Origin of the sequence: Arthrobacter sp. 9AX, from assembly GCF_902506095.1 — a bacterium.
Lineage (GTDB): Bacteria > Actinomycetota > Actinomycetes > Actinomycetales > Micrococcaceae > Arthrobacter.
Map to the genome: position 1 here is coordinate 1,097,234 of NZ_LR733293.1, position 13,764 is coordinate 1,110,997.

Below are 13,764 nucleotides of genomic sequence, written 5' to 3' on the forward strand. Positions count from 1 at the left end.
CCAACAAATGACTGAAACACTGCGCGTAGCTGTCATCGGCGCCGGCCGCATGGGCGCGGACCACATCCAGCGACTCAACACCCGCATCCACGGGGCGGAAGTAGCCGCCGTCGTGGACGTTGACCTTGCCAGGGCACAGGCCGCCGTCGAAGGCATCCCGGGCGCCGTGGCCCTCGCCGACGCTGACGAGGCACTCAACAACGGTGACGTCAACGCCGTCCTGATCGCCACCCCCGGCTTCCTGCACGAGGACATCCTGCTCAAGGCGATCGCCAAGGACATCCCCATCCTGTGTGAAAAGCCCCTCACCCCGGACGCCGAGTCCTCCCTGAAGATTGTCCAGGCCGAGGTCGAGCTGGGCCGCAAGCGCATCCAGGTGGGCTTCATGCGCCGTTTCGACGCCGAATACGCTGCCCTTGGCCAGATCATCCGCAACCACGAGCTAGGTGAACTGCTGATGCTGCACCACCAGCACCGCAACCCCACCACTCCACCCGGCTTCACCAACGAGATGCTGATCAACGACTCCGTGGTGCACGAGTTCGACGCCATCCGTTACTTCACCGGCGAGGAAATCACCAGCGTCCAGGTCCGCCTGGGCAAGGCCACCAAAAACGCGCCCTCAGGCCAGCACGACCCCCAGCACGTCCTGGTCGAAACCGAATCAGGTGTCCTGGCCGACGTCGAAATCTATGTCAACGCCAAGTTCGGCTATGAGGTGGCCACCCAGGCTTCCTTCGAAGAGGGCATCGTCAACATCGGCGGCGACACGGGCCCCTACACCCGCAGCGCCGGCCGGTGGGGCGGCAACGTCACCCCCGGCTTCGAAGAGCGCTTTGGTGCGGCGTACGACGTCGAAATCCAGTCCTGGGTGGACGCGGCACTTAAGGGCGAAATCGGCGGCCCCTCCGCCTGGGACGGGTACGCTACCGCCGCGTGCTGCGAAGCAGGAGTCGAGGCGCAGAAGAACGGAGAGAAGGTGGCAGTCAAGCTGGCCGCCAAGCCGGATCTCTACAACTAGCCTCCCACCCGTGACTGATCCACAATGGAGTGTTCTACGTGAAAATCGCGCTTGACCCTACACCGTTCCACCACTCGCACAGCCTGCTCGAGTTCCCCAAGGTGGTGGCGAACCTTGGCTACAAGTACATGCAGATGACCCCGCACGCGGATTTCATCCCGTTCTACAACCACCCCAAGGCCGACGACGAACTGGTGGGCCAGCTCAGCAAAGCCTGCCGCGACGCCGGGATCGAAATAGCTTCCGTCCTTCCCGTGCTCCGCTGGTCCGGTCCGGACGAGGACGCCCGCGAGGCCGCCGTGCGCTACTGGAAGCGCGTCATCCAGATCGCTGTGGACCTCGGCGTCGGAACCATCAACACGGAGTTCAGCGGCCGGCCGGAGAAAGCCGAAGAATCAGAGCGCGCCTTCTACCGTTCCATGGAGGAACTGCTCCCGATCATCGAACGTGAAGGCATCGACCTGCTGATCGACCCCCACCCGGACGATTTCGTAGAGGAAGGCCTCGCCGCGATCCGCGTCATCCGGGGCCTGAACTCCAGGAGCGTGGGCTTGGTCTACGTGGCCCCGCACAGCTTCCACATGAAGGACGCGCCGCTGGACATCATGCGGGCGGCAGGGGACAAGCTCCGCCTCGTCCACGTGGCAGACACCATGAACCACCATGCCTCGCATGGCCTGCGCTACATCACCAACCCGCCTGGAAACCCCGTCCGCGTCCACCAGCACCTGAAAGTCGGCGACGGCGACGTCAATTGGGACGAATTCTTCGGCGGGCTAAAGGAGATCGGCTTCCTGGACCGGGATAACACCGTGATGGTCTCCAGCGTCTTCGCCGAGGACGAGAACGCCGAGGACGTGTCCCGGTACCAGCTGGAGACCATGAGGCAGTACGTCCAAAAGGTCAGTGCATGAGATCCCCAGCGGACACAGGAAAGCAGCCCGGCAACCATCAGCGGGCGCTCCGCACCGTCACCATCATCTCCACGTTCGGCGGCCTGCTCTTCGGCTATGACACCGGCGTGATCAACGGCGCGCTGCCCTATATGCAGGAAGACCTGGGCCTGACGCCGCTGACCGAAGGCCTGGTCACATCCTCGCTGCTGTTCGGTGCGGCTTTCGGAGCTCTGTTCGGCGGACGCCTCGCCGACCGCAGCGGCCGGCGCAGGATGATTATGGTCCTCGCGGTGATTTTCCTGGTGGGCACGCTGGCCTGCACCTTCGCGCCCAGCACCGAGGTGATGATCGCAAGCCGGTTCGTGCTGGGACTTGCGGTGGGCGGCGCGTCGGTGACCGTGCCCGTCTACTTGGCTGAAGTTTCCCCGAGCGCCCGCCGCGGGCGGATCGTCACGCAGAACGAACTGATGATCGTCACCGGGCAGCTGCTCGCTTTTATCTTCAACGCCTACCTCGGCAACACGTTCGGTGAGGCCGGCGGCATCTGGCGGTGGATGCTGGTCATCGCTACGCTGCCCGCCATCGCGCTCTGGATCGGGATGAACTTTATGCCCGAGAGCCCCCGCTGGCTTGCTTCGATGGGGAGCTTTGGGGAGACCCTCAGCGTCCTGCAGCGGATCCGGTCCCAGGCCGACGCGCGGACCGAATTCGAAGAAGTCAAAGCTATGGCCGTGGAGGACTACAAGTCCAAAATGGGCTCGTGGAAAGACCTGGGCATTCCCTGGCTCCGCCGGATCTTCTGTGTGGGCCTTGGCCTGGCGGTGATCCAGCAGATCACCGGCGTCAATTCCATCATGTACTACGGCACCCAGATCCTGTCCCAGTCCGGCTTTGGCCGGGAAGCCGCCCTGACGGCCAACATCGCCAACGGCGTGATCTCCGTGCTCGCCACGTTCGCGGGTATCTGGCTGCTGGGCAAGGTGGGGCGCCGCAGGATGCTGATCACCGGGCAGGCAGGGACGACGACGGCGCTGCTGCTGATCGGTCTCTTCTCACTGATCCTGCCTGAGGGCTCGGTCAGGGGTTTCGTGATTCTTTCGCTGACAGTGACGTTCCTGGCGTTCCAGCAGGGGGCCATCTCACCGGTCACCTGGCTGATGCTCTCGGAGATTTTTCCGTTGAAGATCCGTGGCCTGGGCATGGGCGCTTCGGCCTTCCTGCTGTGGATCGTCAACTTCCTGATCGGCTTTGGCTTCCCGCAGCTCCTGGCGGCCATCGGCATCTCGAACACCTTCTTTGTGTTCGCCGTGCTGGGTCTTGGAGCGATCGCCTTCGCCGCGAAGTACGTGCCCGAAACCAAGGACAAGAGCCTGGAGGACCTGGAGCACTATTTCAAAAACATTGCGGGCGGGAAACCTGTGCCCGCTGCGACTACCGGCGGCTAGCAAGCCCCGAGGAGTCGATAACCGGGTCATGCCCCTTTGGAGATCTCCAAGGGGGCATAACGGCTTTAAGGTTCAGGCCGGCTCCAAGGTTCAGACAGTCGAGTGGAGCCGGGGGAGGGCATCAACCAATGGCGCCAGCTCCGGGATGCCCTGTGCCTCGCCCAGGGCACGTTCGAGGGTGGCGTCGTGGACGGGCCGCGCGCCCTCGAGCAGGCGTAGGCCGCTGGAGGTGAGCTCCGTGTAGATTCCCCGCCGGTCGTCGGCGCACAGGATCCGGGTCAGGAGCCCCCTGTCCTCCAGCCGGTTGACCAGCCGGGTGGTGGCGCTGGGGCTCAAAGCCGAAGCGCGGGCGAGCTGCTGCATCCGCATGTGCCACCCGTCCTGGCGGCTCAGCGCATCCAGGACCGTGTACTCCACCACGGACAGCTTCGACTCCGCCTGGAGGGCACGTTCCAGCTCGGTCTCGATCAGCCCGTGGAGGGCGGCTAAGGTGCGCCAACCCTGCGCGCGGACCTCGACGGCGTCGTCCTTGATGCCCATGACATTGCTCCTTGAGAGAAGGGACGGTCCTTTCGCTGGTGGTCCAGTGGCAGGCCGCCCGGTGGGGAAACGAGATATTTGCTTGCGCGTTATATTTGCACGTGCAACAATAAATACCGCGCCTGCAACTATTTTAGGCGCCCACCGCACCCCACACAACCCAAAGGAGTACCGGCATGCCTGTCGGACTGATTGCCCTCGCCCTTGGCGGGTTTGGCATTGGACTCACCGAATTTGTCATTATGGGCCTCCTTCCTGAAGTGGCGGCCGACTTCCAGGTCACCGAAGCGCAGGCCGGCTGGTTCATCTCCGGCTACGCCCTGGCAGTCGTCGTCGGTGCCCTCGGGCTCACGGCGGCAGTGACCCGGTTTGAACGCAAGCCAGTGCTGGCCGCGCTGCTTGTCTTGTTTATCGTGGGCAACCTGCTGTCCGCCACAGCGGCCGATTACTGGCCCATGATGGCGGGCCGCGTCCTCGCGGCGCTCGCGCACGGGGCGTTCTTCGGGATCGGGGCCGTGGTGGCCGCGGACATGGTTGCCCCCGCCAGGAAGGCGGCCGCCATCGCACTCATGTTCACCGGGCTTACTGCAGCAAACGTCCTCGGTGTGCCCTTTGGCACCATGCTGGGCCAGGCCGCCGGCTGGCGCGCCACCTTCTGGGCCATCACTGCCGTCGGCGTGGCGGCACTTGCCGGCATCCTGGCACTCGTGCCAAGGACCGACGTCGTACGGGCCGGCAAAGGTGGGCTGCGCCGTGAACTGGCCGCGTTCCGCTCCAGCCAGGTCTGGCTCTCCATTCTGGTGACCATCCTTGGTTATGGCGGCATGTTCGGCGCTTTCACCTACATCGCCTACACCCTCACCGAGGTCACCGGCTTTGCCGCAACAACGGTGCCATGGCTGCTGATCATTTTTGGTGTGGGACTCTTCATCGGCAACACCATCGGCGGGAAGGCTGCCGACCGCAACGTGGACCGCACCCTGCTGGTGGTGCTCGCCGTCCTGTCCGCCATCCTCGTCCTCTTCGCCCTCACCGCCACCAGCCAGATGCTCACGGTGGCATCCCTGGTGCTGATGGGCGGCTTCGGGTTCGCCACGGTGCCTGGGCTGCAGATGCGCGTGATGACCTATGCAAGCAGCGCTCCCACCCTGGCGTCCGGCGCCAACATCGGAGCCTTCAATGTGGGCAACGCCGTGGGAGCCTGGCTTGGCGGTGTCACCATCACCGCTGGCCTGGGCTACACGTCACCGATTTGGGCCGGCGCCGGGATCACCCTGCTGGGCCTGGCGGTCATGACCTTCGCCGCCGCTGCCGCCAAGCGCAACCAAACCCCTGCAGGGGTTGGAGGAGCGGCGGTCCTCGAAGACGCCCTCAAAAACTCCTAGCCTGCGGCGGGGTTGGAGGAGCTGCGCACCATCAGGGCGGGCTCGAGCTTGCGGGTCACGGCCGGTCCTGGCGGTCCCGCGGCCCGGTCCAGCATGGCCTGCGCCGCCAGCCGGCCCAGTTCCCCGGCGTGCTGGTTGATGGACGTCAGCCCGATCAGGGGAGACGCGGCCACTTCGATGTTGTCGCAGCCCACGATGGCCACGTCGCCGGGGACCGACAGGCCATGTGCCGCCAGCGCTTCCATGATGCCGATGGCCGTAAGGTCATTGTGTGCGAAGATCGCCGTGGGGAGGTCGGCACCTGAGGCCAGGAAGCTCTCCATCACCGCACGGCCGCCCCGCTCGGTCATGTCGCTGTGCACCAGCTGCGGCTCAAGGCCGAACTGTTTCATCGCCGCCAGGTAGCCCTCCCGGCGCGCGGTGTAGGGCAGCCAGTCAGAGATGTCCACGTGGGCAATCCGCCGGTGGCCCAGTCCATGGAGGTGCTCCACGGCGAGCGCACCGGAACGGAAGTCGTCGGTGAGAACGGAGTCAACGCCGTCCACCTCCAGCTCGCGGGTGATCACGACGGCGGGCGTGCCGCGCAGTGCCGCCGCCAGGTCGGCCGAGGAGCCGGTGTAGCCGGCCAGGATGACGCCGTCCACGCGCAGGTCCACGAAGGACCGCACGGCTTCCAGCTCTGTGGCCGGGTCGGCGGAGCCGACGGCGACCATCACCTGGTTGCCGCTGCCGGCGAGTCCTTCGGTGATGCCGTCGTAAATGTCGGCGAAGACCGAGTTGTGCAGGTCCAGGAACAGCAGGCCCAGGGTATGGGTACGGCGGCTGGCCAGGCGGCTGGCGAGCCGGTTCGGCGAATAGCCCAGGGCGGCGGCGCTTTCCAGCACCGCCGTCCGCTTGGCGGGTGAAACCTTGGGGGAGTCGCGCATCACCAGCGAGACCAGTGCCCGGCTCACCCCGGCGTCACGCGCCACGTCCTCCATGGTGACGGACCTGGGGGCGGAGGATGTCGGGTTCACAAGACCCACTATGCCATTTTCCAGGCACGCGCCATGTGCCGGCTAGGCGCCGAACGGCAGCCGGGGATCGATGTCCTGGCCGTCCCAGCTCTGGCGGACCCAGCCGTGGTGCGGGTCGTCGCTGATGAGCCACTCGCGGACCGGTCCCGGGCCGGCCATCACGTTCAGGTAGTACAGGTCGTAACCGGGTGCAGCCATGGCGGGTCCATGCCAGCCGTAGGGGACCAGGACGACGTCGCCCGTGCGCACCTCGGCGGACACATCGATGGGGCGCTCGTCGGAGGCGTAGACGCGCTGGTAGCCGATGGCGTCGGCGTCGGCGGGCGCGGCCGAACCGGCTGCCACCTGCGTCTCGAAGTAGTAGATCTCCTCCAGGTGCGTCTCGCCGTCCTTCTCCTCGTCGTGCTTGTGCGGGGGATAGGAGGACCAGTTGCCGGCCGGTGTGAGGACCTCGCACACGATGAACCGGTCGGCTTCCAGTGCTGCCGGGGTGCCGAAGTTGTGGACCTGGCGGGAGCAGTTGCCCGCCCCGCGCAGCTCCACCGGCGTCTCGGCCGCGGTCACCAGCCGCGTGGGGTACGAGGCTTGGGCGGGTGCAGTGGCGACGGCCACCCGGCCGCCGTCGGCAGAGCTGATGGTTACCGCACGCCCTGTGCCGGAATAGAGGACGTCGGTGGGGCCGGAAAAAACTGACGCGCGGCCGTTGAGCTGGTATTCCGTGCCGTCCACGGTGGCGGTAAAGGATCCGTTGAGCGGAAGCACGATGCGTTCCTCGTCCGCTGCGTGGAGTTCGACGGCGGCGCCCGCGGCAAGGGTGGCCACCTTCAGTCCGGTGTGTGCCCACCCGTCCACCGCGAGGGAGGAATCGGACGTTCCGAGGGAGACGTCCCACTTGCCGTCAGTGGCGGTACCGAGCGGGTAGACCCAGTTGGTCATGGAGTTGGCTCCTTGTATTAGCGCTGTACGAGTGTCATTTCAAAACTGTAGGAATCGGCTCGGTACACGTGGTGGCCTGTCTCGACGCGGCGGCCGGTATCGTCCACGGCGGTGCGTTCCATGGTGACCAGCGCTGATCCCGCCGAGGTATCCAGCATGGAGGCCTGGTAGTCGTTGGCCGTCATGGCCCCGATCCGTTGGGTGGCCAGGCGGAAGTTGACGCCGCCCCTGCGGAGGATGGAGTAGAGGCCCTCTGCCGACAGCATCGCCTCGTCCATGGCGGAGATGTCGTCGCGCACCCAGTTCTCCATGAGTGCCAGCGGTTTGCCGCCCACTTTCCGCAGCCGGGTGAAGTGGTAAACCTTCGAGCCTGCGGGCAGTTGGAGTGTGGCCAGGGTGGCGTCATCGGCCTCCACATGGGAGAAGCTCAGCACCTCGGTGGTGGGCTTCTTGCCGTTGTTGGTGAGGTCGTCGTAGAGACTCGACAGTTCCAGCGGACGGCGCACTTGGCTGGAGACCACCTGGGTCCCCACGCCGCGCTTGCGCACCAGCAGCCCGGACCGGACCAGCTCGTCCATCGCCTTGCGCATGGTGGGCCGGGAGAGGTTCAGCTGGGCGGCCAGATCGATCTCGTTGTCCAGCCTGCTCCCGGGTTCCAGGACGCCGCTGTAGATGGCTGCCTCAATGCCCTGCACCACCTGGTGGTAGAGGGGGACAGGGGAGGAGCGGTCGATGCTGAGACCCAGGTTGTTCGCCACGTTTACGTTCCTGTTCCTTGGTGGCAGTTTCGATCGTTCGGGCCTGTAAGCGCCGGCTGCTTTGCCACCATATGTTCTCTTGATAGGACATAGTTCCTTCCTCGATCGTAGCAGGCCGGGTCGGCCGGTCAAGGGCTTCGCGCCGCTCGAGGAGGCGGATGTTGCGAATGAGATTGTTCTGACATTAAGACTTTCTATTGACGCGGCGATTAGAGCGCTCTAACGTTAGTGCGACACATCACATTCGTGGCCGTACTTCCGGTCCCCAAGAATCTGAGAGGCAACAATGCTGTTGCAAAAACCGTCCCAAAGCGCCGCTGCCGGCCGGCACCGCGGCTACCTCGCCCGCCTTACCGTCATTTCCACCCTCGGCGGCCTGCTGTTTGGCTACGACACAGGTGTTATCTCCGGCGCCCTGCTCTATATGAACGACTCCCTGAACATGAACGCCGTCGAGGAAGCAACAGTGGTCAGTGCCCTGCTGTTCCCCGGCGCGGCAGTAGGCGCCCTGACCGGTGGCCGGATGGCGGATAAGCTCGGCCGCCGCGGGTCCCTGCTGGTATGCGCCCTGCTGTTCTTGCTCGGCGCGATCGGCTGCGCCATCGCACCCAACGTCTCCTTTATGATTGCCGCCCGCATCCTGCTGGGCCTTGGCGTTGGCGCAGCCGCCGTCACCTGCCCGCTGTACCTGGCGGAGATGGCGCCGGCCCACCTCCGTGGCCGCATGGTGACCATCAACGAACTGATGATCGTCACCGGGCAGATGCTGGCCTTTGCCATCAACGCCCTGCTGGACGCCTTGATCCATGACACCGAGGTCTGGCGCACCATGCTGGGGATCGCGTCGCTGCCCGCCCTGGCCCTGCTCGCCGGCATGCTGATGCTGCCTGAATCACCCCGCTGGTACGCCCTCCGCGGCCGGCTCGAGGACAGCCGCCGCGTCCTCACCATGAGCCGGAGCCCGGAAGAAGCAGCACGCGAGTTCGATGAAATCGCGCAGGCTGCGCAGACGGCGAAGGAGGAACGCGGCCACGCCTGGCGCGACCTCCGCGACAACCCGTGGATGCGGCGGCTGCTGTGGATCGGCATCGGCCTGGCCACCGTCCAGCAGGCCACCGGCATCAACACGGTCAACTACTACGCCCCCACCATCCTGGAAAAGAGCGGGCTGGGCGTCAGTGCCTCGCTGGTGGCCACCATCGGCGTGGGCGTGACCTCAGTGCTGATGACCATCCTGGGCATCTGGCTGCTGGGCTTCATCGGCCGGCGCAGGATGCTGGTCGTCGGCTTCTCCGGCGTGGTGGGCTCGCAGGCCCTGCTGGCTGTGGTGTTCCTGCTGCCCCAGTCCGATCTCGCCAGCTACACCATCCTCGCCGCCATGATGCTGTTCGTCGCGTTCGTCCAGTGCTTCATCGGCACCTGCGTCTGGCTGCTCCTGTCCGAGATGTTCCCGCTGGCCATCCGCGGTTTCGCCATGGGAATTGCGGTGTTCGCGCTCTGGACGGTCAACGCCGCCATCTCCTTCCTGTTCCCGATCGTCGTCGAGGCGCTGGGGTCCACCGGCACTTTCGGACTGTTCGTCCTGGTCAACGTCGCTTCCCTCGCCTTCGTGATCAAGTGCGTCCCGGAAACCAAGGGCCACTCCCTGGAGGATCTGGAAGCGCATTTCCGCGAAGGCGTGGCGCCGGCCCGCGTCTAACCGTCCCATCTTCGCAACGCGGGGTCAGATTCCGCCGTCTCCAGTGCTTGGGAGGGGCGCTGCCTGACCCCGCGTTGCTGCCGGGCGGCGGGCAGGTTGCGCTGCCGGCAGCGGGCAAAGTGCCGGGCGCGGGTACAGGGAATGGACGACCGCGGCTGGCTAGGCTGGGTGCATGACCAACCTTGGGCGCAGCCCCCGCAGCCTGGACGTGGAGGACCTGGCCAGCTTCGACCGGCTGCTCAGTGCCGGAGCCGAGGAAATGGACGGCTGGCACGCCCAGTCCCTTGACCTCCGCGGACGGTCGGCGGTGCTGAGCCGGATCCGGGTTGCGGGCGCCATCTTCCTGGGCTGCACCTTCGACGACGGGATGGAGGACGCGCTTCGCCGCCGGGGCGCACTGATCTTCCCGCGGCTCGAAGGCATCCCGTTCAACCCGTACCGGGCAGGGTTGTACTCGCCCCAGGAGCTGTACGCCGGCCTCTCGGATTCGCCGTATGAGGACCTGCCGGACGCGCGGATCTACCAGTGGAGTATCGATCCCCGGCTGCGGCACCGGCTGGATGCAACGCTGGCCTCGGCGCTCCACGACCACGCCATCGGCGATGCGCTCGACGAGCTTTCCCGGCACGAGGGCTGGACGGGCCGGAAGATGGTGGGCGTGATGGGCGGGCACGCCGCCCAGCGTGGCAGCACCGACTACGCCCAGGCCGCCATGCTGGGCAGGCTGCTGGCGCGGGACGGCCATGCCGTGGCCACAGGCGGCGGACCCGGCGCCATGGAGGCCGCCAACCTTGGCGCCTATCTCAGCCAGGCCGACGACGGCGCGCTGCGGGGAGCGCTGCAGGCCCTCGCCTCCATCCCGGGGTTCCGTCCCTCGGTGTCCGCGTGGGCGCGGGCGGCGGCTGCCGTCGTCGAACGCTATCCCGGCGGAACGCCGTCGCTGGGCATCCCCACCTGGTTCTACGGCCACGAGCCGCCCAACTACTTCGCCACGCATATTGCCAAATACTTTGCCAACGCCGTCCGGGAAGCCGTCCTGCTGGAACTCTGCCACGGCGGGATCGTGTTCCTGCCCGGAGCCGCGGGCACGGTCCAGGAGATCTTCCAGGATGCCTGCGAAAACTACTACGCGGCCGGGGTCAAGGTCACGCCGATGGTGCTGGTGGGCAAACACCACTGGGAGCACCGGTACCCGGCGTGGCCCATGCTCCAGAGCCTGGCGGCCGGGCGGTCCATGGCAGACCGGATATTCCTGGTTGATTCAGTGGAGGACGCAGCCGCTGTCCTGCGCGGCTGAGGGCCTGACGGGCCTGTGGGACGTCGCCGGCTTGAGTGGCGTCACCGGCTGGCTGGCCAGGACGACACTGGTTACAGGTCCTTCCGGCACTGCGCCTTGCTCAGCTCGTGCAGGCCGTTGAGGTCCCCGGCGGACAGGCCCTCCGGAGTGCCGATCTCCGGGTACATCAGCTGGCTGAAATCCGTGACGTGGTCAAGCCCCATGACATGGCTGAGCTCGTGCAGGATCACGGCCGTGGCGTAGAGGTGGCCGTCCGGGTCCAGGAGTTCGTCGGCGATCTGCGGCGCGTCCAGGTCCAGGCTGCCGGTCACAAAGGTCTTGGGGCCGTCGTCGTAGCTGTAATGCGTGCTGCCGCCGGTGCCGATCACTTTGCCCTTGAGCTGCGGCGCAACATCCGGGGTGGTCCAGGCGATGAGCAGCGGCGCCCAGCGCTCGCCGTAGGCATCCGGCTGGTACGGGGACCGCTGCGGTGAGGGCTGCTCGCTGGTGGTGCCGTCATAGACAAAGGTGATGCCGGTGGCAGCGGAAATGGTGGTGATCGCATCGGAAACCAGCTGCTGCGCACCGGCCGGTGCCAGGTCATCGCTGACCACATAGTGCAGCGGCCGGCAGGGGGAGTAGCCCACGGGACTGCCATCGCCGTTGACCGCCAGGAACTTGTACGAATCGCTTCCCACCTGCGGCGCGACCGGCTCACCCAGGGGCGTGTCCGCTTCCTCGAATCCAGGCGGCGGCGCCTCGGTGCGCACCTCCGAAGGGGGCCGGGACGCGGCCTTGCCGGTGGACTGCGCTGATGGGTTCTGCTGGCCAGCCGGTCCGAGCCGGACATCAAGGAGGTCCTTGAACCAGGGTTTATCCAGCACGAGTGCTGCGCCGAAGAGCGCCGCCGAGAAGAGGGCCCCTGTGAGTGCGAACCCCAGGGCGCCGCGGGTGCTTCCGGGGCGCGCCCGCCTTCCGGCATGGCGCGGGGGTTGTTCCTCCACTGCGGCATCCCCTCAGTCTGTCTCCGATGATCCATCGCTGCCAGCGGGACCTGCTGCTAGAGGAGCCTACTGCCTGAGAGCCTCTGCTGCTGACCAACAGCGGTGCCAACCAACAGCTGCGCTAACCCACCACCGTGCCGAAAACGAGCCCCAGCAGGTAGGTCACGGCAGCGGCGCCCAGTCCGATTGCCAGCTGGCGCAGGCCGCGCGTCAGTGGTGAGGTGCCCGAGAGCAGGCCCACAATGCCGCCGGTGGCCAGCAGGGCGAGGCCCACCAGCACGCCGGCAACCACCAGGGCCGGCACTCCGGTGAGGCCAAACAGGAAGGGAAGGACAGGCACGATGGCGCCGGAAGCGAAGAAGCAGAAGCTGGACAGGGCCGCACCCCATGCGGTGCCCACGGCTTCGTGCTGGTCCTCGTCTTCGGGGAGTTCCGGCTGCAGCGACAGGCTGGGGTCACAGTCGCAGGACAGGCGGCCCATCCGCTCGGCCACACGGTGCTGCGCGGCCTCCTGGGTCATGCCGCGGGCCAGGTAAACGAGCAGCAGTTCGTTGTGTTCGAGGTCCAGTTTCGGCGCCGCTGCAAGCGTGACCTGGGTGGGCCGCGTGGCCGCGAGGAGCTCGCGCTGGGAGCGGACGGAAATGAATTCACCGGCACCCATGGACATCGCCCCGGCCAGCAGTCCGGCGATGCCGCTAAGCAACACCACGCTGCTGGCAACGCCGGACGCGGCCATGCCCATCACCAGGGACAGGTTGCTGACCAGGCCGTCGTTTGCGCCGAAGACGGCGGCGCGGAAGGTCCCGGCCAGCCGGTTGCGGCCGCGCGTGGCCAGTCCGCGGACCACTTCCTCGTGGATCTGCTCGTCGGCGGCCATCGCATCGGTGGCGTTGGGATCCTTGGCATAGGGGGAACGGCCTTCGGCGCGCTGGGCCAGGGCCAGGACGAAGACGGAGCCGAAGTGCCGGGCCAGGAAACCCAGCAGCTGGCTCCGGATGGACGCCGGCCGCGGTCTCCCTGCGTGCTCGCCCAGGAGGCGGAGCCAGTGTTCCTCGTGCCGGCCCTCCGCTTCGGCCAGGGCGAGCAGGATCTCCCGCTCTTCGCCCTGCCGGTTCTGCGCCAGGTCCCGGTAGACGGCGGCTTCGGCGCGTTCGTCGGCAAGGTACTGGCGCCAGCGCCGGATGTCCGACTGCATGGGCTGGGATTCTTCCCGGGCGGGGGCATGCTGGCGGTCTGGATGGGCGTGCTGCGACACGAAAGCTCCTGGGCTGGACGGGACATGATGTGGCCCCATTGCCCGGCCAGTTTACCGCGGAATTCCGCGGTTTTTCGGCTGGCGTCCCTCACTTCCGGGTTTCGGTGACCCTTAAAAACTGGCGTTGTGGAGACTGGCTGGTGCTGTCCGCGCACCCTTGACCGGGGCAGCGGGCGGTGCTGTGATGAAACTGTGGCGCCCGCCCCGCCCCATCACCAGAGCACGTCAGGTACGACCAAACGGAGGTAGCACAATGAACACCACCGGACAGCACCCGGACATGCCCCACCTTGATTCCGTAGAAGCCGATCCCGCCTACGACTACGCCGAAGACGTGCCCGTCAGCGAAGAGGACTGGGACGCCGAGGACGAATTCCTGGACGGGGAGGAAGCAGTGGTCCAGGCACCCCCTGTGGTTAATGACGCCGAGGACCGGGTGGTCCCGCCGGACCCTGATGAGGTCCGCGAAACCGAGTAACGCGCGCTGAATAACTGCACCGAACAGCGCAGCCTGAAGCAGAACGGCCGACGGC

At 66.4% G+C, this 13,764-nt stretch carries 13 protein-coding genes; 7 read left to right on the forward strand and 6 right to left on the reverse strand.

Going from position 1 to position 13,764, the window contains the following annotated elements; genetic code table 11:
* Positions 1 to 7 precede the first annotated feature (7 nt).
* Genes BACI348_RS05100 through BACI348_RS05110 form a run of 3 tightly spaced genes read left to right on the forward strand, consistent with a single transcriptional unit; the run spans position 8 to position 3,362 of the window.
* A complete protein-coding gene (locus BACI348_RS05100) occupies positions 8 to 1,021 on the forward strand; it encodes a Gfo/Idh/MocA family protein (protein ID WP_159824237.1) in 1,014 nt (337 codons plus the stop codon).
* 38 nt (positions 1,022 to 1,059) lie between these two features.
* Positions 1,060 to 1,935 (forward strand): sugar phosphate isomerase/epimerase family protein, encoded by an 876-nt coding sequence (locus BACI348_RS05105; RefSeq protein WP_159824238.1) that lies wholly within the window; start codon positions 1,060 to 1,062, stop codon positions 1,933 to 1,935.
* Complete coding sequence (locus BACI348_RS05110) at positions 1,932 to 3,362, forward strand: sugar porter family MFS transporter (protein ID WP_159824239.1); 1,431 nt, start codon at positions 1,932 to 1,934, stop codon at positions 3,360 to 3,362. Before BACI348_RS05105 ends, BACI348_RS05110 begins: the two co-directional genes overlap by 4 nt.
* Positions 3,363 to 3,452: 90 nt before the next feature.
* On the opposite strand, the gene BACI348_RS05115 is transcribed toward BACI348_RS05110, so the two are convergent.
* Positions 3,453 to 3,902: a MarR family winged helix-turn-helix transcriptional regulator gene (locus BACI348_RS05115; RefSeq protein WP_159824240.1), complete on the reverse strand. Its 450-nt coding sequence runs from the start codon at positions 3,900 to 3,902 to the stop codon at positions 3,453 to 3,455.
* Positions 3,903 to 4,078: 176 nt separating this feature from the next.
* On the opposite strand from BACI348_RS05115, the gene BACI348_RS05120 reads away from it, so the two are divergent.
* The gene (locus tag BACI348_RS05120; protein WP_159824241.1) at positions 4,079 to 5,287 is read left to right on the forward strand and encodes an MFS transporter; all 1,209 of its coding nucleotides are present in this window, start codon (positions 4,079 to 4,081) and stop codon (positions 5,285 to 5,287) included.
* Here BACI348_RS05120 and BACI348_RS05125 read toward each other — a convergent pair.
* The 3 genes from BACI348_RS05125 to BACI348_RS05135 are packed head-to-tail and all read right to left on the reverse strand — an operon-like array spanning position 5,284 to position 7,997.
* Entirely contained in the window at positions 5,284 to 6,303 is a 1,020-nt protein-coding gene (locus BACI348_RS05125) for a LacI family DNA-binding transcriptional regulator (RefSeq protein ID WP_159824242.1), read from the reverse strand. The two genes, BACI348_RS05120 and BACI348_RS05125, sit on opposite strands and share 4 nt — an antisense overlap.
* A 42-nt stretch (positions 6,304 to 6,345) precedes the next feature.
* Positions 6,346 to 7,239, reverse strand: a complete 894-nt coding sequence (gene iolB, locus BACI348_RS05130; RefSeq protein WP_159824243.1) for a 5-deoxy-glucuronate isomerase — start codon at positions 7,237 to 7,239, stop codon at positions 6,346 to 6,348.
* A gap of 17 nt (positions 7,240 to 7,256) precedes the next feature.
* Positions 7,257 to 7,997 (reverse strand): GntR family transcriptional regulator, encoded by a 741-nt coding sequence (locus BACI348_RS05135; RefSeq protein ID WP_159824244.1) that lies wholly within the window; start codon positions 7,995 to 7,997, stop codon positions 7,257 to 7,259.
* Between the two features lie 286 nt (positions 7,998 to 8,283).
* Between BACI348_RS05135 and BACI348_RS05140 the strand changes: the two genes are divergently transcribed.
* Together BACI348_RS05140 and BACI348_RS05145 are read left to right on the forward strand one after the other, a co-directional pair.
* On the forward strand, positions 8,284 to 9,696 hold the full coding sequence (locus BACI348_RS05140; RefSeq protein WP_159824245.1) for a sugar porter family MFS transporter: 1,413 nt from the start codon (positions 8,284 to 8,286) through the stop codon (positions 9,694 to 9,696).
* 172 nt (positions 9,697 to 9,868) lie between these two features.
* Positions 9,869 to 10,993, forward strand: a complete 1,125-nt coding sequence (locus BACI348_RS05145) for an LOG family protein (RefSeq protein WP_159824246.1) — start codon at positions 9,869 to 9,871, stop codon at positions 10,991 to 10,993.
* 71 nt (positions 10,994 to 11,064) lie between these two features.
* Here the strand turns inward: BACI348_RS05145 and BACI348_RS05150 are convergent, their stop codons facing one another.
* Both BACI348_RS05150 and BACI348_RS05155 read right to left on the reverse strand, forming a co-directional pair.
* Positions 11,065 to 11,976 (reverse strand): matrixin family metalloprotease, encoded by a 912-nt coding sequence (locus BACI348_RS05150; protein WP_236557434.1) that lies wholly within the window; start codon positions 11,974 to 11,976, stop codon positions 11,065 to 11,067.
* Between the two features lie 121 nt (positions 11,977 to 12,097).
* Positions 12,098 to 13,171, reverse strand: coding sequence for a VIT1/CCC1 transporter family protein (locus tag BACI348_RS05155; protein ID WP_236557672.1), 1,074 nt, complete (start codon positions 13,169 to 13,171; stop codon positions 12,098 to 12,100).
* 313 nt (positions 13,172 to 13,484) lie between these two features.
* On the opposite strand from BACI348_RS05155, the gene BACI348_RS05160 reads away from it, so the two are divergent.
* A complete protein-coding gene (locus BACI348_RS05160; protein ID WP_159824248.1) occupies positions 13,485 to 13,709 on the forward strand; it encodes a hypothetical protein in 225 nt (74 codons plus the stop codon).
* Positions 13,710 to 13,764 lie beyond the last annotated feature (55 nt).

Excerpts from the sequence above, each read along its gene's own strand:
- BACI348_RS05100 (WP_159824237.1), top strand. The coding sequence starts at position 8 with ATGACTGAAACACTGCGCGTAGCTGTCATCGGCGCCGGCCGCATGGGC.
- BACI348_RS05110 (WP_159824239.1), top strand. The coding sequence starts at position 1,932 with ATGAGATCCCCAGCGGACACAGGAAAGCAGCCCGGCAACCATCAGCGG.
- BACI348_RS05115 (WP_159824240.1), bottom strand. The coding sequence starts at position 3,902 with ATGGGCATCAAGGACGACGCCGTCGAGGTCCGCGCGCAGGGTTGGCGC.
- BACI348_RS05120 (WP_159824241.1), top strand. The coding sequence starts at position 4,079 with ATGCCTGTCGGACTGATTGCCCTCGCCCTTGGCGGGTTTGGCATTGGA.
- iolB (WP_159824243.1), bottom strand. The coding sequence starts at position 7,239 with ATGACCAACTGGGTCTACCCGCTCGGTACCGCCACTGACGGCAAGTGG.
- BACI348_RS05140 (WP_159824245.1), top strand. The coding sequence starts at position 8,284 with ATGCTGTTGCAAAAACCGTCCCAAAGCGCCGCTGCCGGCCGGCACCGC.
- BACI348_RS05145 (WP_159824246.1), top strand. The coding sequence starts at position 9,869 with ATGACCAACCTTGGGCGCAGCCCCCGCAGCCTGGACGTGGAGGACCTG.
- BACI348_RS05155 (WP_236557672.1), bottom strand. The coding sequence starts at position 13,171 with ATGCAGTCGGACATCCGGCGCTGGCGCCAGTACCTTGCCGACGAACGC.
- BACI348_RS05160 (WP_159824248.1), top strand. The coding sequence starts at position 13,485 with ATGAACACCACCGGACAGCACCCGGACATGCCCCACCTTGATTCCGTA.